This window comes from Microtetraspora malaysiensis, from assembly GCF_050947145.1.
GTDB classification, from domain to species: Bacteria; Actinomycetota; Actinomycetes; order Streptosporangiales; family Streptosporangiaceae; genus Microtetraspora_A; species Microtetraspora_A malaysiensis.
Genome location: NZ_CP191998.1, coordinates 6,052,240 through 6,071,655, shown reverse-complemented (window position 1 = coordinate 6,071,655; position 19,416 = coordinate 6,052,240). Strand labels below are relative to the sequence as shown.

Annotated in this window: 18 protein-coding genes; 4 read left to right on the top strand and 14 right to left on the bottom strand. The window is 70.5% G+C overall.

Features of this window, described 5'->3' with window-relative positions:
• Window positions 1–4: 4 nt before the first annotated feature.
• From ACQP1V_RS28625 to ACQP1V_RS28590, 8 genes are all read right to left on the bottom strand, one after another.
• A complete protein-coding gene (locus tag ACQP1V_RS28625) occupies window positions 5–1,189 on the bottom strand; it encodes a M20 metallopeptidase family protein (protein WP_433413154.1) in 1,185 nt (394 codons plus the stop codon).
• A gap of 46 nt (window positions 1,190–1,235) precedes the next feature.
• Window positions 1,236–2,003, bottom strand: coding sequence for a FadR/GntR family transcriptional regulator (locus ACQP1V_RS28620; RefSeq protein WP_433413153.1), 768 nt, complete (start codon window positions 2,001–2,003; stop codon window positions 1,236–1,238).
• Window positions 2,000–3,109, bottom strand: a complete 1,110-nt coding sequence (locus ACQP1V_RS28615) for an oligopeptide/dipeptide ABC transporter ATP-binding protein (protein ID WP_433413152.1) — start codon at window positions 3,107–3,109, stop codon at window positions 2,000–2,002. Before ACQP1V_RS28615 ends, ACQP1V_RS28620 begins: the two co-directional genes overlap by 4 nt.
• The gene (locus ACQP1V_RS28610; protein WP_433413151.1) at window positions 3,106–4,068 is read right to left on the bottom strand and encodes an ABC transporter ATP-binding protein; all 963 of its coding nucleotides are present in this window, start codon (window positions 4,066–4,068) and stop codon (window positions 3,106–3,108) included. The genes ACQP1V_RS28615 and ACQP1V_RS28610 overlap by 4 nt, the downstream gene beginning before the upstream one ends.
• Entirely contained in the window at window positions 4,068–5,039 is a 972-nt protein-coding gene (locus ACQP1V_RS28605) for an ABC transporter permease (protein WP_433413150.1), read from the bottom strand. The genes ACQP1V_RS28610 and ACQP1V_RS28605 overlap by 1 nt, the downstream gene beginning before the upstream one ends.
• Window positions 5,036–6,001, bottom strand: a complete 966-nt coding sequence (locus tag ACQP1V_RS28600; protein ID WP_433413149.1) for an ABC transporter permease — start codon at window positions 5,999–6,001, stop codon at window positions 5,036–5,038. The genes ACQP1V_RS28605 and ACQP1V_RS28600 overlap by 4 nt, the downstream gene beginning before the upstream one ends.
• 4 nt (window positions 6,002–6,005) lie before the next feature.
• On the bottom strand, window positions 6,006–7,631 hold the full coding sequence (locus ACQP1V_RS28595) for an ABC transporter substrate-binding protein (RefSeq protein WP_433413148.1): 1,626 nt from the start codon (window positions 7,629–7,631) through the stop codon (window positions 6,006–6,008).
• 313 nt (window positions 7,632–7,944) lie between these two features.
• Window positions 7,945–8,883 carry a LysR family transcriptional regulator gene (locus ACQP1V_RS28590; RefSeq protein WP_433413147.1) on the bottom strand — a complete coding sequence of 313 codons (939 nt, stop codon included), beginning with the start codon at window positions 8,881–8,883 and terminating at the stop codon, window positions 7,945–7,947.
• 163 nt (window positions 8,884–9,046) lie between these two features.
• On the opposite strand from ACQP1V_RS28590, the gene ACQP1V_RS28585 reads away from it, so the two are divergent.
• Complete coding sequence (locus tag ACQP1V_RS28585; protein ID WP_433413146.1) at window positions 9,047–10,081, top strand: pyridoxal-phosphate dependent enzyme; 1,035 nt, start codon at window positions 9,047–9,049, stop codon at window positions 10,079–10,081.
• A gap of 60 nt (window positions 10,082–10,141) precedes the next feature.
• Here ACQP1V_RS28585 and ACQP1V_RS28580 read toward each other — a convergent pair whose 3' ends face one another.
• The 3 genes from ACQP1V_RS28580 to ACQP1V_RS28570 all read right to left on the bottom strand — a co-directional run bounded on the left by ACQP1V_RS28580 (window position 10,142) and on the right by ACQP1V_RS28570 (window position 12,643).
• Complete coding sequence (locus tag ACQP1V_RS28580; protein ID WP_433413145.1) at window positions 10,142–10,693, bottom strand: DedA family protein; 552 nt, start codon at window positions 10,691–10,693, stop codon at window positions 10,142–10,144.
• A complete protein-coding gene (locus ACQP1V_RS28575; RefSeq protein ID WP_433413144.1) occupies window positions 10,693–12,201 on the bottom strand; it encodes an alpha/beta hydrolase in 1,509 nt (502 codons plus the stop codon). The genes ACQP1V_RS28580 and ACQP1V_RS28575 overlap by 1 nt, the downstream gene beginning before the upstream one ends.
• 301 nt (window positions 12,202–12,502) lie before the next feature.
• Entirely contained in the window at window positions 12,503–12,643 is a 141-nt protein-coding gene (locus tag ACQP1V_RS28570) for a hypothetical protein (protein ID WP_433413143.1), read from the bottom strand.
• Window positions 12,644–12,730: 87 nt separating this feature from the next.
• On the opposite strand from ACQP1V_RS28570, the gene ACQP1V_RS28565 reads away from it, so the two are divergent.
• On the top strand, window positions 12,731–14,236 hold the full coding sequence (locus tag ACQP1V_RS28565; RefSeq protein WP_433413142.1) for an alpha/beta fold hydrolase: 1,506 nt from the start codon (window positions 12,731–12,733) through the stop codon (window positions 14,234–14,236).
• Window positions 14,237–14,757: 521 nt separating this feature from the next.
• On the opposite strand, the gene ACQP1V_RS28560 is transcribed toward ACQP1V_RS28565, so the two are convergent.
• From ACQP1V_RS28560 to ACQP1V_RS28550, 3 genes are read right to left on the bottom strand one after another with little or no spacing between them, the layout of a single operon-like run.
• A complete protein-coding gene (locus ACQP1V_RS28560; protein WP_433413141.1) occupies window positions 14,758–14,949 on the bottom strand; it encodes an SDR family oxidoreductase in 192 nt (63 codons plus the stop codon).
• A 26-nt stretch (window positions 14,950–14,975) separates the two neighbouring features.
• Window positions 14,976–15,629, bottom strand: coding sequence for a response regulator (locus tag ACQP1V_RS28555; RefSeq protein ID WP_433413140.1), 654 nt, complete (start codon window positions 15,627–15,629; stop codon window positions 14,976–14,978).
• Window positions 15,626–16,408, bottom strand: coding sequence for a sensor histidine kinase (locus ACQP1V_RS28550; protein WP_433413139.1), 783 nt, complete (start codon window positions 16,406–16,408; stop codon window positions 15,626–15,628). Before ACQP1V_RS28550 ends, ACQP1V_RS28555 begins: the two co-directional genes overlap by 4 nt.
• A gap of 123 nt (window positions 16,409–16,531) precedes the next feature.
• Between ACQP1V_RS28550 and ACQP1V_RS28545 the strand changes: the two genes are divergently transcribed.
• Window positions 16,532–17,206 carry an ABC transporter ATP-binding protein gene (locus ACQP1V_RS28545; RefSeq protein ID WP_061261594.1) on the top strand — a complete coding sequence of 225 codons (675 nt, stop codon included), beginning with the start codon at window positions 16,532–16,534 and terminating at the stop codon, window positions 17,204–17,206.
• On the top strand, window positions 17,203–19,389 hold the full coding sequence (locus ACQP1V_RS28540; RefSeq protein ID WP_433413138.1) for an ABC transporter permease: 2,187 nt from the start codon (window positions 17,203–17,205) through the stop codon (window positions 19,387–19,389). The genes ACQP1V_RS28545 and ACQP1V_RS28540 overlap by 4 nt, the downstream gene beginning before the upstream one ends.
• The last annotated feature ends 27 nt before the right edge of the window (window positions 19,390–19,416 follow it).

The window sequence follows — 19,416 nt, the reverse complement described above, 5'->3', positions numbered from 1 at the left end:
CGGGTCAGGCGAGCAGTGCGAGCGTCGCCCGGGTGAGGGACTCGACTCCGACCACCAGGGAGCGCTCGTCGATGTCGAAGGCCGGGTGGTGATGCGGGACGGCGTCGGGGGAGCCCGCGCCGACGGCGTAGTAGCAGCCGGGGACCATGTCCAGGTAGAGGGCCATGTCGTCCGAGCCGGTCGTCGGCTCGACGTCGAGGACCCGGTCTGGTCCGAATGCTCCGGCGAACGCGTCCCGGACCAGCGAGGTGACGGCCGGGTCGTTGGTCAGGGGCGGGCAGCCGGCGCCGCGCGAGAACGTGGAGGTCGCCCCATGGAGCTCGGCGACGCCACGGGCGGTCTGCTCGACCATCTCGCGGAGCGCGACGCGTCCTTCGGCGTCGAGTGTGCGGATCGTGCCCGCGAGCGCGACCTCGGCGGGGATGATGTTCGGGGCCGCACCGCCGTTGACCTGGGCGACGGTGACGACGGATCCGTCCGCGTGGGCCCGCTTTCCGAGATCGCGCAGCGCGAGGATCACTTCGGCGGTGATCGACACCGGGTCGATGGCACCGCCCGGGGCGCCCGCGTGCCCGCCCGTACCCGTGATCGTGATGTGGAAGGTGTCGAGGCTCGCGAGCAGCAACCCCGGGCCGAGGCCGAGCCGGCCCGTCGGCATGAGCGAGGTCAGGTGCAGGCCGACGGCGCGGTCGATGCCCTCCATGGCCCCGTCGCGGATCATCCGGCGAGCACCGTCGTCGAGTTCCTCGGCCGGCTGGAAGCACATGCGGACGCGCCCGCTCCAGTGGTCGCCGAGCGTGTGCAGGACGTGCGCGACACTCAGTGCGATCGCGGTGTGGCCGTCGTGCCCGCAGGCGTGCATGACACCGGGCACGGTCGAGCGGTACGGTCGCCCGTCGTCCACCTCCGAGATCGGCAGGGCGTCCATGTCGGCACGGACCAGCACCGTGCGGCCGGGCCGTCCTGAGTCGAGGTCGGCGATCACCCCGGTGCCGCCGACACCGCGCCGGACGTCGAGTCCCAGTGCCGAGCAGTGGTCCGCGACGTACGCGCTCGTGGCGTGCTCTTCGAAGCCCAGTTCGGGGTTGGCATGCAGGTGACGGCGTATCTCGATGGTGCGTTCGGTGTGCCGGGCGACCTCGGTGAGGATCTCGGCGTTCAGGCCTTCCGAGGGCAGGAGGTTCCGCATGACAAGGACTCTATCGATCTAACATCAAAGATAAAAGACTTTGATGTTAGGACGGCTTCTTCGCCTTCGCGGACCGCCGGGCATCGCGGTCGCGCCCGCGCCGCATTCGCTCCACGGTGTCCTCCAGGTCGTGGAGATGGTGGTCCATCGCCGCCCGGACGACCTCGGGGTCGCGCGTGCGCAGTGCGGCGAGCGTCTCCTCGTGGACGGTGGCCAGCGGCACCGGGTCCATCTGCACGGTCCACGAGTTCACGAGTACGGCCTTGGCCTCCAGGATCTCGTGCTGGTAGCGCGCGAGCATGTCGCTGCGGGCGGCCCTGCCGATCAGGTAGTGGAAGAGGTTCTCGGCATGCATGACGTCGTCGCGCTCCTGCGCGGCGTGCAGCATCGCTGTCGCCTCGGCCATCTGCTCGAAGTCCTTCTCGGTCGCGCGCATGGCGGCGAGCCGCGCGAGCTCCATCTCCACTGGCCTGCGCGCCTCCACCAGCTCGATCATCTCGCGGGCGCGCAGCTCGACGTCGAAGCCGACCAGCGCAGCGGGCACGTTCCCCGAGCGCACCACGATCCCGCCCGTAGCGCCCCGGCGTACTTCAACGACCCCGGCACGCGCCAGCACGTGCACCGCGTCGCCGACGGTGGGCCGGCTGACGCGCAGGAGCTCGGCGAGCTCCGCGACGGTCGGGAGCTTGTCGCCCGGTGCGTAGTAGCCCGCGCGGATCGCGTAGGTGATCTGTCCGACGACTTCCTCGAACGCTCGTGTGCCGCTGATCGGACGGAACAGCACCGTCGGCGTGGGCTCTTCGGGGATGGTCACGGCATCACCGTACCGTCGGGCAACGGGTCCGGGACCGCACCCGGATCGGCGGGCGGCAACGTCCCGGCCGTACCTCCCGGGTCGGCCGGCGCTGTGGTCGTATGGCCGGCCGGTAGCGGTCGCAGGCAGGCCGCGCTGTGCCCGGCGGGACGCTTATCCACCGGGCCGAGCGCGGGATCGGTCGTACGGCAGCCGTCGTCGGCCAGCGGGCAGCGGGGATGGAACGCGCAGCCGTCCGGCCGCGCACCCGGGTCGGGAACATCACCGCCGAGCACCACGCGACTCCGCCGCTCGCGCGGGTCCGGGTGCAGCACCGACGACATGAGCGCACGGGTGTACGGGTGCGCCGGCGCTTCGAGGACCGTACGGGTCGGGCCCTCCTCGACGATCCGCCCGAGGTACATGACGGCCAGCCGGTCGGCATAGTGCGCGACGGTGGCGAGGTCGTGCGTGATCAGGAGGATGCCGGTCTCGCCACTGTCGCACAGCTCGCGCAGCAGCCCGAGGACTCCCGCGCGTACGGAGACGTCGAGCATCGAGGCGGGCTCGTCGGCGATCAGGAGGCTCGGGTCGAGCACGAGGCCGGAGGCGATCGCGACACGCTGGCGCTGCCCGCCCGACAGCTCGCGAGGGCGCCGCGGCAGGAAAGTCTCGGCAGGCCGCAAACCCGCGCGCTCGAGTGCGTCCACGGCCTTGGCGCGCCGTTGCTCCGCCGAGCCGCCGAGGCGGTGGATCAGCAGCGGTTCCTCGACGATCGACGCGACCGTGCAGCGTGGGTCCAGTGAGCCGTACGGGTCCTGAAGTACCATCTGCATCCGCCGGCGCCACGGCCGCATCGCGCGAGCCCCGAGGCCCTCGATCGCGGAGCCGTCGATGCGTACGGTCCCGTGTGACGGCGTCACCAGGCCGAGGATGCTCTGGGCGGTCGACGACTTGCCCGAGCCTGACTCGCCGACCAGCGCGACGAGCTCGCCCCGATCGACATGCAGTGACACGCCGTCGACCGCTCGCACCACACGGGCCGGCCGCCGAGCCAACCGATCGGCGACCGTACGCGGAGCGCGGTGGTGGAGGAGCAGGTTCTCGACCTCGAGAAGATGACTCATGGCTTCCTGATCAGGTGGCAGGCGGCGTGGCGGGCCGGAGCGACGGGGGTGAGGGCGGGCTCAGTGAGGGAGCAGCGGTCCTCGGCGTCGGGGCAGCGGCTGCGGAAGGCGCAGCCCGCGAGGGGGACGTCGAGGGAGGGTGGGCTGCCGCCGATGGAGCGCAGCGGACGATCGGCGCCGAGTACGGGCGTCGCCTCGTAGAGGAGTCGTGTGTAGGGGTGGCGGGGGGTGGTGTAGAGCCCCTCGGTCGGCCCCTCCTCGACCGCGCGGCCGGCGTACATCACCATCGCCCGGTCACAGAGCTGGCCGACGAGCCCGAGGTCGTGGCTGATGAGCACGACGGCCAGCCCCAGCTCGTCCGCCAGCCGGTCGAGCAGCTCGAGGATCTGCGCCTGCACGACGACGTCCAGAGCTGTCGTCGGCTCGTCGGCGAACAGCACACGCGGCTCGCCCGCGAGTGCCATCGCGATGCACGCACGCTGGCGCATCCCACCCGACAGCTCATGCGGATAGAGGGCCACGTTGCGGGCCGCCATCCCGACCCGCTCGAGGAGCTCGCCGGCCTGCCGCAGCGCCGCCCGTCGCGATACCCGCCCGTCGCGCGGTAGGACCTCGGCGATCTGGCTGCCCACGGTCCGTACGGGATTGAGTGCGTTCAGCGCCCCCTGGAAGACGATCGAGAGGTCACACCAGCGATAGGCTGCCATCGCGGCATCGCCGCCGGTCAGTACCTCCTGCCCGTCCACACGGACCGAACCAGAGACCGACGCGGTGGCCCCCAGCAGCCCGAGCACACCGAGCACGGTCGTGGTCTTGCCGCAGCCCGACTCCCCGACCAGCGCCAGCCGGTCCCCAGGACGCACGTCGAAGCTCACACCGCGTACGGCATGGACATCCCGTCCGCCGGGCCCGTCGAACCAGACATTGAGATCACGAACTTCCAGCACCGGTCCGTTCATCACTCCTCCATAACGGTCGCAGCCGTACGTCTGCGAAGTCGCCGACCGGAATCAGACCCGCCACTGTCGTCCTCGCCGCCGCCGCCGCCGCCACCGCCGCCCGCCGCCGTCGTGCGCAGCCGTACCCGCCTTGGGGGCAGGTGGTCGTGCCGGAGCTGGGGGTTGGCGATCTCGGCAACGCCCTGGCCGATGACGCTGGAGGCCACGACCACGGCGGCGATGCACAGGCCCGGGGGGACGAAGGCCCACCAGGCGCCGGCGCTGAGTGCCGACCGGCTGAAGGCGTGCTCGATCATGCGGCCCCAGGAGATGCTCGTCGGATCGCCGAGGCCGAGGAACGCCAGCGCGGCCTCGGCGAAGATCGCGGCGGCCACCGTCAGCGCGGCGTTCGCGACGACGAGCGGTGTGAGGTGCGGCAGCAGGTGGCGGGTGACGATCCGCAGATGACTGCTGCCCAGGCCGCGGGCGCGCAGGATGTAGCCGCGCTCGCGCAGCGACATCGTCTGGGCACGCGTGAGCCGCGCCATTTGCGTCCACGACAGCAGCCCGATGACCAGGATGATGTGGCTCAGGCTTGGTCCCCAGATCGCAGCGACGACGATCATGAACGGCAGCGCCGGGACGACAAGAAAGTAGTCCGTGACGCGCATGAGGACGCTGTCCACCCAGCCCCCCGCATAACCTGCGAGAACCCCGACGGCACAGCCGATCAGAACCGCGACGAGGCTGGCCGCCGCACCGACGATCAAGACCGTACGCGCACCGCGCAACAGCAGTGAGAGCACGTCCTGGCCCGCGTCGTCGAGCCCGAGGGGATGAGCGGAGGAGGGGCTGCCGAAGACCGGGCCGACGCGGCGGCCGGCCGCGCTCGTCGCCAGCAGCGGCGCGAACAGCGCGACCAGCAGTGTCAACGCGAGCACCCCGGCCGCGACGGCGATCGCGGGCTGGCGGAGTAACCGGAACTGGGTCATACGGTGATCCTGGGGTCGAGTCGCAGATAGATGAGATCGGAGACGTAGTTGCAGACGACCACGACGACCGTGAGGACCAGGAACGCACCCTGCAACATCGGGTAGTCGCGCGAGGTCACCGCGCTGTAGATGGCGCGGCCGATGCCCGGCCACGAGAAGACCGTCTCGATCAGCACGACACCCCCGACGACGGAGCCGAGCGAGAGCGCGATCAGCGTCGAGATCGGCAGCATCGCGTTGCGCAGCGCGTGGTGGCGCACGATGCGTGGCGTCGACAGGCCTTTGGCGCGCGCGGTCAGCACGTAGTCCTCGGCGAGGGTCTCCAGCATCGCGGTGCGCGTGAGCAGCGTGTACTGACCGAAGAGGGTGAGGCCCACCACGAGTGAGGGGAGCGTCATGTGCCAGAGCACGTCGACCGTGTGCTGCCACGGGCTCGGCTCGATCAGGAACTCGTCGACGCGGCCGCCTGAGGGGAAGACGCCGCCGAGGAGGAAGAGCAGCAGCAGCCCGACCCACTGCGCCGGAAGCGCGTAGACGGTCAGCGACGAGACGGTCAAGGCCCGGTCCGTCCGGGTTCCCCGCCGTACCGCCCCCAGTACGCCGGTCGCGATGCCGGCGAGGATCGCCACCACCGTGCCGAGCAGGACCATCGGCAGCGTGTTGCCGAGGGCCTCGCCCAGGTTCTTGGAGACGGGCTGGCCGTTGGCGAACGACCGCCCGAGGTTGCCATGCGCGAGCTCGCGGAGGTATGCCACGTATTGCACGCCGATCGACCGGTCGAGGCCGAATTCGTGGCGCAGCGCTTGTTGCTGGGCCACGGTCGAGTTCGGCACACGGGCGAGGTTGCTCACCGCGTCGCCGGGGACGACACGGAAGAGCAGGAAGTTGAGGCTGATCGCACAGAAGATCGTGATCAGCGCCACCGCAGTCCGGCGGAGGACGAGGTCGAGGCCGCGGTTCATCGACTCAGCCGGAGCGCTGCACGCCGGCGAACGCGTTGGTCGAGAGGAAGTCGGTCGTGTACGGGCTGGTCACGAAGCCGTCCCACGTGGAAGCGTGCGCGTCGAGGATCGCCCTCGCGTAGAGCGGGATCCACGGCAGGTCGTCGTTGAGGATCTGCTGCATCTGGTCCACGATCGCCTTGCGCTTCGCGGGGTCGAGCTCGGTGGCCTGCTGCTGGAGCAGACCGTCGTAGGTCTTGTTGCAGTAGCCCGCGTCGTTGAGGTTGGCGAGCTGGCCGCAGCTGAGGACACTGAGCTGCAGCGTCGGGTCGTAGAGGGACATCCAGTTGTTGAGGAAGAGATCGGTGTCGAGGTACTTGTCGTCCGGCCCGTGGACGGCGGAGACGAACGAGCTGGCATCCGACGGAGCGGCCTCGAGCTTGACACCGATGCGGCCGAGGTCGTTCCTGATGCTCTCGAACTGGCGCTCCCTCTCGCCCGCGACGAAGCGCACCTTGTAGCTCATCGGGTGTCCGTTGGCGATCCGCACGCCGTCGGCGCCGCGTTTGAAGCCGAGCGCGTCGAGCTGACGGCCGGCCTCGTCGGCATCGAACGTCGGCAGCTTGACGCCGGTCGCGGTCCAGCCGCCGCCGATACTCGGGGGCAGCGGGGTGTCGATGACGGTTCCGGTGCCCACGGTCGCGGTCGCGGTGAGCTGCGGACGGTTGAGCGCCGACGCGAACGCCTTGCGCACACGCGGGTCGAGCAGTTCGCGGTGCTCCGGCTTGGCGCTGTTGGAGTTGAACCCGAGCACAAAGACGTCCGCGCTCGGCACCTTGCTCACGCGCAGCTTGCCGTCGCCCTTGAGCTTGTCCACGACGGTTGCCGGGACGACCTTGGCCTGGTCGATCTCGTTGTTGCGCAGCGCGGAGACCATCGCGTCGCCCGAACTGTAGAGGCGGATCCCGACGGCGTGGACCTTCGGCCGTTGCCCGTAGTAGTTCGCGTTGCGCTTCAGCAGGAGGAACTCGTCCTTGCGGTATTCGGAGAGGGCGAACGGACCGCCGGACACCACGGGTGTGCTGTTCGTGAAGCGCCGCAGCCCGGAGCCGTCACCGGCCGCGGCGGGCGCATAGACGTGCTGAGGAAGGATGGGCAGCATCGCGAACTGGGCGATGGCGGTGCTCAGCGGCGCCGCTAACTTGATCACCAGCGTGTGGTCGTCGGGCGCGCTCGCCGACGTCACGCCGTTGAGCAGGAACGCCAGGCCGGCGGTGGACGACTTGGCGAACTTCAGCGTCGTCTGGATCGTCCACACGGCGTCCGCCGAGGTGAGCGGCTGCCCGTCGCTCCACTTGGCACCCGGGTGAAGGTGGAAGGTCATCGTCGTCCCGTCCTTCGAGGTCTCCCACGAGGTCGCGAAGTCCGGGCCCACCTGCTCGCCCTTGTAGCCGACGAGGTAGGGGTAGACGTTGCGCATCACCGAGAGCGGCAGCACGTACTGTGCGACGAACGGGTTCAGCGAGTCGATCGGGCTGTCGGTGATCCCGACGCGCAGTGTCTCACCACCCGACCCCGTTGACGACGCCCCACAGGCGGTCGTCCCGGCGATCGTGGCGACTGTGGCCACGATGAGCATCTTCCTCAGCATGGCGCGACCCTAGTCAGGCACCTGCTCAAAAGTCAATGAACTTTATGTTTGACCTTAAGTGCGCTTCTCCTGATGGGAAATCGGCTGCCGGCGGAGCGGTCTCCTGGACCGGGATGACGTTGCCGTCCGGGGGCGGGCAGGGGATGCCCGCGTGCAGGGGTTCCGGCGAGCGCGTTGAGCACGGCCTGCTCGGTGACGTCGGTGTCGCCCAGGCATGCCTCCGGCAGTCGCGGAGCGGCTGAAGTGCGGCTGCGGGCTGAGCGCGAGCATGCCCGAGGGGCGTTGTGGCTCTCCCCGCCGATCTCGGCGGTACTCAAGCCCGCGAAGATGAGTCGGTGAAGTCGGTGAAGTCGGTACGGCGGGTGACCGCCCGCAGGAGTGCCTGCCGACATGCCCGGACGGCGAGGTGCCGGGTGCCACCCCTGCGTACGGCGGTGAACAGCCGGCGTGCTTGTCGGCCGGGAGGGAGCGATCGCAGAGCGACGCTGGGCCGGAGGCCTCGCCATACGAGGTCCGGGAGCAGCGCGGCGGCGTGCCCTTGTTCCACCAGCCGTAGGTGAAAAAGCAGGTCCGTGGATTCGAAGCGCACATCGGGTTCGAATCCCGCGTCGCGGCACAGGGTCATCGCCCAATGGCGGGCGACCGTATCTTCGGGCTCCATGACCCATGGGTGATCGGCCAGCGCGCGCAGCGCCTCCTGCGGCTCGGCCACATCGACACCTTTCGGCTGGGCCAGGCGCAGGGGATCGTCGCACAGGTCCTCCCGCTCCAGCTCGGGGTGCCGCGGATTGGGGTGGCCCGGGTACTCCTCGGCGATGACCAGATCGAAATCGTGGGCGAGCAGGGCCGGCAGCGCCTCTTTCGGCTCCATCTGGGTGACATGGACGCGCAGGTGGGGATGGGTGTCGCGGATGAACGTCAGTGCGTCTGGGATCAGGGCCAGCGCCGCGGTCTGGAAAGAGGCGACGCGTAGGGTGCCGGTGAGGTCGATCATGGAGTTGGCGACGTCGGCTTCGGCCTGTTCGAGTCGTTCCAGTATGGCTTCGGTGTGGGTGACGAGGATCTCGGCCTGCGGTGTCAACCGCACCCGCCTGCCCACGCGCTCGAGGAGGGGAACGCCGACCTCCACCTCCAGCAACGAAAGCTGCTGGGAGACCGAAGATGGGCTGTAGGAGAGAGCGGCGGCGACCGCGGCGAGCGTTCCGCGGTGCTTGAGCTCGCGCAGGAGGCGAAGCCGGTGCAGATCAAACATTCGTAGGTTTTTCTAATGAATATTGCTCGAAAACATTCGCTGGACCAACGATATGGGCGGACGGCACTGTGCTGGCGTGAATCCGAGCTCTTCTGCCACCACTTCCACCGTCCCGCCGAGGCCCACATGGTTCGCGCGACCCGCGGCCCGGGCCTGGAGCTGCATGCCCGCCCCGGACGAGGTGTGGGAATTCCACACCAGACTTCCGGACTACGCGCCCACCCCGCTGATCGAGCTTCCCGCCCTGGCCGAAGAGCTCGGCGTCGGCCGGGTGTTCGTCAAGGACGAGTCCTCCCGTCTCGGGCTGCCCGCCTTCAAGGCCCTGGGTGCGTCGTGGGCGATCCACCGGGCGTTGTCTCGGCGGCCGAGTGACGGGCCGGTGCGGCTCGTCACCGCTACCGACGGCAACCACGGCCGCGCCGTGGCCCGCATGGCCCGCCTGCTCGGACACCGCGCCCATGTCCTGGTCCCCGAGGGCGTGCATCCGGCGGCCGTGGCCGCCATCACCGCCGAGGGCGCGGAGGTCACCTCTGTCGCCGGGACCTACGACGACGCGGTCCGCCAGGCGGCCGACGCCTCCCGTGAGCCCGGCTCCCTACTCATCCAGGACACCGCCTGGCCTGGCTACGAACAGATCCCCGGCTGGATCGTCGAGGGTTACTCCACGCTGTTCATCGAAGTCGACACACAGCTGTACGCCGCGGGCGTCGGATCACCCGGTCTGGTCTCCGTTCCCGTAGGTGTGGGCTCGCTCGCCCAGGCCGCTGTTACCCACTACCGCAGCCAGGCAGTGGTTCCCGCCACGGCTCTGCTGGCGGTGGAGCCGGACAGTGCGGCCTGTGCCCTGGCCAGCCTCACCCGGCAGGAGCCGGTGACTGTGGCGACCGGCACCACGATCATGGCCGGGCTGAACTGCGGAGCCCTCTCCAGCTTGGCCTGGCCGTACCTGCGCGACGGGCTGGACGCCGCTGTCGCCGTCACCGATGCCGACAGCGCCGGCGCGGCCCGCGACCTTGCCGCCCTTGGCGTATCGTCCGGCCCCTGCGGCGCGGCCACGCTGGCCGGCGTCCGTGCCGCGCTGACCGGCGGCGGCACCGGCCGCCGCGCCGCCCTGGCCGTCGGGCACACCACAACCATCGTGCTGCTGAGTACCGAAGGCGCCGCAGCCAACCCGCATGGCCTGGACTCCGGCGATTAGGGCGGCTTGCCAGGCCGAGCTTGACGCCAGGCTGCGTGCCGACTGCCGAGAGTGAGCTGGTCAGGCCGGGCGGCGGCACCGCTGGACGACCAGGGTGACCCCGGCGACCAGGAGCGACACCGCCGGTCCGATCAGCAGGGCCGTGGGCCCGCCGCCCGGGACGAGCCGTCCGCCGAGGTAGCCGAGCCCGATGGTGCACGTGACGAAGATGATCTCGGAGAGGCAGGCGGCGAGCAGGAACCTGCGGAACGGCAGGTCGACGATCCCTGCGGTGATCGCGCCCATCCCCCTTCCTCCTGGGACGAAGCGGACGCCGATCACGGACGGCACGCCGTACCGCTGGATGCGGTTCGTCGTCCACGCCAGCGTCGAGCGGCGCCTCGGGCTGCGCGACAGCCATGTGGTGGCACGTCCGCTCCACTTCCTGCCCACACCGTAGACGGCCAGGTCGCCTAGGACCGTCCCGGCCAGGATGATCGTCGCCAGCAGCGGGAGATTGAGGCTGCCTGCGGCGGCGAGCGCGCCCGCGCCTGCCAGCAGAGCGGAGTTCGGGATCATCGGGGGAGCGGTGACGAGAAGGAGGAGCGCGTAGAGATGAAGCGCGCTTTCCATCAGGTGGCGGGGCAGGAGGTTCCCTTGGCGGGGACCTTGCCGTTCACCACGTAGTCCTCGACGACGCCGGTGATGCAGGGACCACCGGCCGGGTAGGCGCCGTGCAGGTCACCTCCGTAGGTGACCAGCACGCCGTTGGTGAGTTGCCTGCTCAGGCTCGCCGCCTCCTTGGTCGGCGCGGCCGTGTCCTGCTTCGAGCTGATCACCACGATCGGGGCCGGGCCGGTGTGCCCGACCGTGCGGCCTTCGGGGTCGACGGGCACCGGCCACTGCGCGCATGAGGGGATCATGAAGGCGGTCGTCGGGCTGAGCTGGCCGAAGATCGGGGAGATACGGGTCAGCTTGGCCTCGATCCGGGGCAGGTCCCGTATGGCGGGCCGTTCGCGGTCACGGCAGTAGACCGCGCTGCCGTACGGGGCCGAGCCGAAGATTCCGAAGGGGCTGTAGGTGTCGCCTTGGCGACCGGTCATCGCGTCGGCGAGCTCCAGCAGGGGACCACCGTCGCCCTTGATCGCTTTGGCGAGCCTGGCTTCCAGCTCCTGCCAGTACGCCTCGCCGCCGCTCGCTGCATGCAGGGTGGCGATCGCCAGGCTGGCGCCGAGCCGGCGGTCGCCGACCTCGAGCGGCTTGCGCTTGAGCCGCTCGACCAGTCCCTCGACGGCGCTGTTGACCTCCTTGGTGTCCTTGCCCAGGTCGCAGCCCTTCTTGACGCACCCGGCCAGGAACCTCTCGTAGAAGAGCTGGAAGGTGCGGGTGAGCTGCGTTTGCACCTCGAGCACCGACTGCCGGGGATTGAGCCCGGCGTCCAGCACCATCCGGCCGACCCGCTGGGGATGCAGGGTGGCGTAGACGCCGCCGAGGACGCTGCCGAGGGACATCCCGTAGTAGTTGAGCTTGTTCTCGCCCAGCGCCGCGCGCAGCCCGTCCATGTCCCTGGCCGTGTCGCCCATGCCCGCATGTGGCAGGATCCTGCCCGACTCCTTCTCGCAGGTACGGACGAAGTCGGCGGTCGCCCCCAGGAACGCCTTACGGTCGGCGGGGTTTCTGACGCCCGGGTTGACGGCGAACAGGCGGTCGATCGAGGCGCCAGGGCCGCAGGTCACCGGGGAGGTAGCGCCCGAGCCGCGCGCATCGAAGCTCACCAGATCGTACTGTTTGCGCAGGTCCGCGTACTTCTGGTGGCTCGCCGCCAGGTTGATGACGCCGCGGCCGTCGCCGCCGAAGTTCATCACGAGTGAGCCGATCCGGGTGCCGGTGGCCTTCGCTCTGATCACCGCGACGTCGATGGTCCCGGCGCTCGGGTTGCCGTAGTCGAGCGGCACGGTCAGCTTGCCGCAGTCCAGGCCCGTGGTGGGAACGGGCAGTCCGGTGCACGCCCCCCAGGAGATCGCGGGCGCCGTGGCGGCCGTACCGGTTGTCGTGTCTGCGATGGCGGCGGTGGCCGGCAGGAATCCCAGCGTGGCCACCACCGGCAGCACCAGGGACCTGGGTGATCGGAGGATCAACATGATCGCCTTCCGAGTTGAGGAATCTCTTCCTCGACCCTTCCAGCGTTGCTCCCGCGGCTCCTCCCCGATCAGGATGAAACCATTCGCTGGGTGGCCCTCCTCGCGACCGACGTCAAGATCCTGTGACCAGCCGGGGATCAAGAACCGAAGTCGATATGAGGGTGATACCAAAGTTTCAACAGCTGCTCTGGCACCTCGCCATACCCGGTGAACCGTGGTCGCCGTATGCGGCCGTGCCGATGATCGCGCTGGCCTGCCTGCCGCTGACAGGGCGTCACCCCGGGCCGCGACCGGGCCGGACTCAGGCGCCGATCAGCTTGCGCACCCGGTCGGCGTCGACCGCGAGCAGCAGCGTCGGCAGCCGCGGGCGGTGTCCCGCCCGACGAGCAGGCGGTACAACAGGGTGCTGACTGCATCGGCCCTCGCCCGCGAGCACTGCCACGAAAGCCGCCACCCTCCGCACGGCGGAGGTAGAAGATCATCCGTTGGTTCATGTCGCTCCGCGATCGGGACTTCTAGCGTCAGCACAATGACCCACGCACACCGCTGGATGGCAGCCGCCATTGCCGGGCTCGCCATGCTCCCCGGACTACCCGCCCACGCCGCCTCCACCACCCCGGCCTGGTGTCCCTCGGTCCCCGGCCACCAGGTTGAATGCGACACCATCACCCGCCCGCTCGTACAAGACGACCCGGCACTCGGTGTCGTCGACGTCGCCTACGCCCTCATACGCCGGTCCAACGCCATGGCCCCGGCCGCCGGCACCATCGCCGTCAACCCCGGCGGGCCAGGCAACGCGCCCATTCCCCTTACCGGCTTCTACACCGACCTCCTCAAACCGCTCCTCGCCGACCACGACCTCCTCCTCGTCGACCCGCGCGGCACGAACGCCTCCGGTGCCCTGGACTGCGGCATCACCCTCGACACCCTGGCCGGACGCGCCCAGGTCCAGAGCGCCGTCGCACGCTGCGGCGCCGTACTCGGCCCCCGGACCCGCGGCTACACCTCCACCGCCGTCAGTGACGATATCGACGCCGTACGCGCGCGCATCGGCGTCGACCGCCTGCATCTCATCGGCCAGTCCTACGGCACCTATCTCATGCAGGTCTACGCCCGCCGCTACCCCAGCCGCGTCGCCTCCGTCGTCCTGTCAGGAGTTTTGCCGGTCGACGCCGATCCGCTCCTTGGACCAGGCTCACGCGCCTTCCCCGGCATGTTGCGCACCGTCTGCGAACGCAGCGCCGGAGCGTGCGACGCCGACATCGCCGTCGCTGACCTGTGGGCGTTCGCCGCCCGGCTCCGCGTACATCCGGTCACTCTCACCGTGCCTGATCCCGGCGGCAGCGCCAGCCGTACGGTGACCTTCACCGAGGACATGCTGGCCGGCCTGGCCCTGCAGAACGCCGCCGGCGGCAACGGCGGAGACCCTCAGGCCATCGGGGTGATGGGCCGCTTTCCCGCCATGCTGCACGACGCCGTACGCGGTGACTACGGACGACTCGCCGCCCTGGCCCAGCGCCTGTGGCCCGAGCTTGGCGGCGACATCAACGAGTCGACGGCCACCACCATGGCCTGCAACGACTTCCCCGTGCTGTGGCAGCCCAGCGCACCGATGGCGCAGCGCGCCCGGCAGTATCGCAAAGCGCTGTCACGCTCGACACCCGGCCGTACCGGACCGTTCAGCCCTGGAGCAACCGGCGCGGCCCGCTACGGCTTCGGCGACTACTGCCTGCAGTGGCCCACGGTGAAGGGTGCCAAGCCGTACAAGCCGACGGGTACCACACCGGACGTGCCGGTCCTGCTGCTGTCCGGCGACATGGACGCCAACACACCCGCCTCACAGGCAGCCCACGTCGCCCGATCATTCACCCACGCCCGCCAGATCGTCCTGCCCAACCTCGGCCACCTGGTGGACTTCGAACGCAGCGGCTGCGTCACCGGCCTCGTTTCCCGCTTCATCCGCACCAGTGACCCCGGCTCCACCGCATGCATCACCGCGATCCCAGCCCTCAAGGTCGAACCCGTCACCCCATGAGCTCTCGCCGCACCCGCTCTTCCGGGCCAGCATCAACCGCTTCGGCGGTTCGCTGTCCACGACGCGCCGTCCCAACCTGCAACGTTGGCTACGCGAACAGCGACAGCAGGCGCCCGCTGGGAAGAGTTGTGACGGGTATCCTTTCGCCACCATGCCCGAAGAGCAGCAAAGCCAGGGCGACCTGATCAGCGGCGTCCACAGGCGAAACCGCAACCTCGACGGTGACCCCTTCTACGTCCAGGTGTAGCCCTGTGCCCCGCCTACGACCGGGTTCGGCCTGACCCGGCCCCCGGGCTGGGGGCCGAGTCAGGCCGAACTTCTCAGGGCAGAATCAAAACCATGACCCGCGGCGACGACGCCGTCCACGCCATCACCCCCTCCCGCAGGAACGCGCCCAGGAGTTCGCGGCAGCGGGCAATGGCGAAACGGCCGAACTGGTCAGCGCGCTGACCGCGGCCTTGGAGGCGATGTAGGCCCCGGACCGGGCGGGCGGCGGTGGGCGCCGAGGTTGAAGGAGTTGTTCACGATGACGCCGGAACCCTGCCCCGCATCCGCCAGATCTCGTACTTCATCGACAGCCACACCTCCGTCAGGTTGACCGCCGGCACCCACTCCCAGCTCTCCCTGTCGAGGTCGGCGACCTTGCCGAGGACGCAGGTGCCGGCGTTGTTGAAGGCGACGTCCAGCCTGCCATGCCGCTGGACAACCGCCACGCCCGCCACCCTGCCGAGCGATGAGCCTACGGCTGTCCGCCGGGGCGGACCAGCTCGCTCTCGTAGGCCAGCACCACCGCCTGAGCCCGGTCGCGCAGGTGGAGCTTGGTGAAGATGCGCGTGACGTGCGTCTTCACCGTCGCCTCGCTGAGCCGGAACTCCGCGGCGATCTCGGCGTTGGACAGCCCGCGCCCCATCAGCCGCAGCACCTCCACCTCCCGCGGTGTCAGCTCCCTCAGCCGCCCCGGCGCCGGGGCTGCGGTGGGCCAGGCGAAGCGTTCCACGAGCCGCCGGGTGATCGACGGCGCGAGCAGCGCGTCGCCCGTCATGACCAGGCGGACCGAGGCGAGCAGCTGCTCGGGGCTGACGTCCTTGAGCAGGAAGCCGCTGGCGCCCGCCTGGAGTGCCTCGTAGACGTACCTGTCGAGGTCGAAGGTGGTCAGGATGATCACTCGGGGCACGTGGTCGAGGGCCATGATGCGGCGGGTGGCCTCCAGGCCGTCCAGTTCGGGCATGCGGATGTCCATGAGGACGACGTCGGGCTGCAGCTCCGCCACCAGCTCGACCGCCTGCGCGCCGTCTGAGGCCTCGCCTGCCACCTCGACGTCGCCGGTCTTGAGTATCAGCCGTAAGCCCGTCCTGACCAGGGCCTGGTCATCTACGATCAGTACCCGGATCATGCCGCCGGCTCCCCGAGGGGGATCTTGGCCCGCACGCGGTAGCCGCCGCCGAGCCGCCTGCGGGCGTCGAGGTCGCCGCCGAGGACGGCCACCCGCTCGCGCAGGCCGACGAGGCCGCGACCGGCGCCGTTCCCCGAAGAGGGGGCGGGTGTGCCGGTGAGCACGCTCGGCCCGGTGTTGACCACCTCCACGCGCAGTAGCCGCTCGGTGTAGCGCACGAACACCTCGGCCCGCCCGCCGGGCGCGTGCTTGAGCGCGTTCGTCAGCGCCTCCTGCACGATCCGGTAGGCGGTCAGGTCCACCCCGGCGGGCAGCGGGCGCGGCTGGCCCTCGATCGACATCTCGACGGGCATGCCGGCAAAGGCGATCTTGTCCATCAGCGTCCCCAGTCGTGACAGGCCGGGCTGAGGGACCAGGTCCTCGTGTGGATCGGCGGGCGCCAGCAGGCCGAGCAGGTGGCGCAGCTCGTTCATCGCCTCCCTGCCGCTGGTCTCGGCCGCCCGCAACGCCTCGATCGCCTCCTCAGGCAGCTCGTGGACGCTCCGTCGGGCCGCGCCCGTCTGGATGATCATGACGCTGACGTTGTGGCTGACCACGTCGTGCAGTTCGCGGGCGATCCTGGCCCGCTCCTGCTCGACGGCCAGTCTGGTGGCGCTGTCGCGCTCGGCCTGCATGAGCCGGTTGCGCTCGGCCAGTTCGCGGGTGCGCGAGCGCCGGGCATGGATCGCCACGGCCGCGGCGCACACCGCGACGAGCCAGCCGAGCAGGGTGAACGCCACCTTCCCATGGTGGCAGAACGGGTCGTCGGGGCCATCCGCCCGGGGATGGGCCCGCCGTACATCCGGGGAGGTACGTCCCCCGCCCGACGACAGACGGCGGCCGCCGGTCGTACGGTCGCCTGCATGAACGCAGTGGTGCAGGTGGAGGCCGTGCGCAAGGAGTACGGCGAGACGGTGGCGCTGGCGGGGGTCACGCTGTCGATAGGGGCGGGCGAGGCGGTGGCGATCATGGGCCCGTCCGGCAGCGGGAAGTCGACGCTGCTCAACATGATCGCCGGGCTGGACCGGCCCTCCTCGGGGCTGGTGACCGTCCAGGGGGAGGAGTTGACGCGGATGAGCGAGGGCGCGCTGGCGCGCTACCGCAGGCGGCGGATCGGGATGGTGTTCCAGTTCTTCAACCTGCTGGACGACCTGCCCGTGCTGGAGAACGTCGCCCTGTCGGCCAGGCTCGTCGGCACCCCGCGGCGCCAGGCCAGGACGCGAGCGCTCGAACTCCTGGAGGAGCTGGGCATCGCCGACCGGCGCGACGCCTACCCCGCCACGCTCAGCGGTGGGCAGCGCCAGCGCGTCGGGGTGGCCCGCGCGCTGATGAACCGGCCCGCGCTGCTGCTGGCCGACGAGCCGACCGGGGCGCTGGACAGCCGCTCCGGCGAGCAGGTCATGGACCTGCTGCTGGACCTCAACCAGATCGGCCAGACCCTGATGCTCGTCACCCACGACCACCGGCTGGCCGAACGCTGCGCCACCCGCGTCGTTCACTTCGCCGACGGCCGGATCGCGGAGATGGAGGCGGCGTGAGGGCGGTCTGGATCGCCGGCCTGGCGGCGGTGCGCAGGCGCCGCCTGCAGAGCGTGATCGTCGGCGTGGTGGTCACGCTGTCCTCGGGCGTGATCGCGCTCTGCCTGGCGCTGCTGTCCGGCACGAACGCGCCCTTCGACCGGGCCTTCGAACAGCAGCGCGGCGCCCAGGTGACGGCGCTGTACGCCGCCGGCTCGGCGCCGGGATACGTGGAGGGGACCGCCGGCCCGTTCCCGGTGGCGACGGTCAGGGACACCGACGGCGCGTCCTGGCGGGTCGTCGGCCGCGCCGATCCGGGCGGCGCTGTGGACCGGGTGGCCGTGGTCCGGGGCCGTTGGCCGCGGGCGGCGGGCGAGGTCGTGATCAGCCGGGACCGCTGGGATCCCGCCTCCAGCCCGGTCGGCGCCAGGTTCGCGACGCTGTCCGGCGAGCCCGCGCTGACCGTCGTCGGCGTCGCAGTGTCCATGTCGGCCTCGGCCGACGCGTGGACGACCCCCGCCCAGGCCCGCGCGCTGCCGCACCCAGCGGGTGACCAGCTGCTGTACCGCTTCGCCGATGCCTCCGCCCTGCCGCGGGAGGGCCTGATCTCGACCGGTTCGTACCAGACGCTCCGGTACGCCTTCGAGAGCCGGCTGTCCTCGACGGTGCCGCTGCTGGTGACGTTCGGCGGTCTCGGTCTGGCCATCTCGGTGCTGATCATCGTGATCACGGTCAGCGGTGCCGTCATCTCCGGCCTGCGCGCCATCGGCGTCATGAAGTCGCTGGGGTTCACCCCGGCGCAGGTCGTCGCCGTCCATCTGATCATGATCATGGTGCCGTCGGCGGCCGGCGCCCTCGCTGGTACGGCCGTCGGCAACGCGCTCTCCCTGCCCATGCTGGGCGACTACGCGAGCATGATCGGGCTGCCCGTCGGTGTGGAGGTCGAGTACCTGGCCGCGCTGGCCACCTACGCGGGTGTCCTGGCCCTCGTCGCCGTCACCGCGCTGCTGCCCGCGCTACGCGCCGGCCGGCTGGGCGCCGTCCAGGCCATACAGCTGAGCGCGGGCTCCGGCCCCGGCCGGAGCCGTACGGCCCAGCGGCGGCTGGCCGGTTCGCGGCTGCCGATCCCGCTGGGGCTGGGTCTCGGCCAGCCGTTCACCCGCCCGGCCAGGACGGCACTGACGCTGGCGGTGCTCGTGGTGGGGGCGAGCGCGCTCACGTTCGTCGGCGGCCTCTACCTGAGCACCGGCGCGGTGGAGAGGCTGCAGGACCGCAGTGCGGCCGTCCAGGTGAGCGTCGACGGCAACCCGGTCCCCCAGGACATCTCGGCGCGGCTGCGCGCGCTTCCCGGCGCCCGCACGCTCACCGCGATGCGGGCGGCCGATGCCCGGATTGAGGGCCTGGCCCAGTCGGGGATCCTGATCGGCTGGAGCGGGGACATGGTCACCGCCGGGTATCCGCTGGCGAACGGCCGCTGGTTCCGCGGCGAGGACGAGGTGGTGGTCCCCGGGCCGCTGCTGCGCCTGACCGGCAAGCGCGTCGGCGACACGCTCGCCGTACAGCTCCAAGGCCGTACGGCCGAGCTGCGCATCGTCGGCGAGCTGGCGATCACCAAGACCGAGCGGACCGTCTACGTCAGCGGGCAGACCTTCCTCCACCGCAACGGCGGGCGGCGGCCCTACGCCTACGAGATCGGGCTGGCGCCGGGCTCCGACGTGAGCGCCTATCTGGCCGCGGTGCGGGCCGGGGGCTGGCAGGCGCGCGCGATCCCGCGACCCGCCGAGAGCGACGTGAGGACCGTCGTCCCCGCCTTCGCGCTCGTGCTGGTGCTGGTGACGGCACTCGGCGTGTTCAACGTCGTCGTGCTCAACACCCGCGAACGGCGGCGCGAGCTGGGCGTGCTCAAGTCGGTCGGGATGGAGCCGCGGCAGGTCGTGGCCATGGTCGTCACGTCAGTCGCCGGGCTGGCGCTGTTCGGCGGTCTGCTGGGGCTGCCGGCAGGGATCGGGCTATTCCGGGCGTTCATCGCGATCGCCTCCGAAGCAGGAAGGACCAGCTATCCGGCCACGATCATGGACATCTACGACGCCAGGATGCTCGCCGCGGTGGTCGGCGTCCTGCTCCTGACGGCCATGCTCGGGGCGCTCGTGCCCGCCGGGTGGGCGGCCAGGGCGGGGACGGCCACCGTCCTGCGCGCGGAGTGAGCCGTAGGGTCCTGGCATGACACTCCC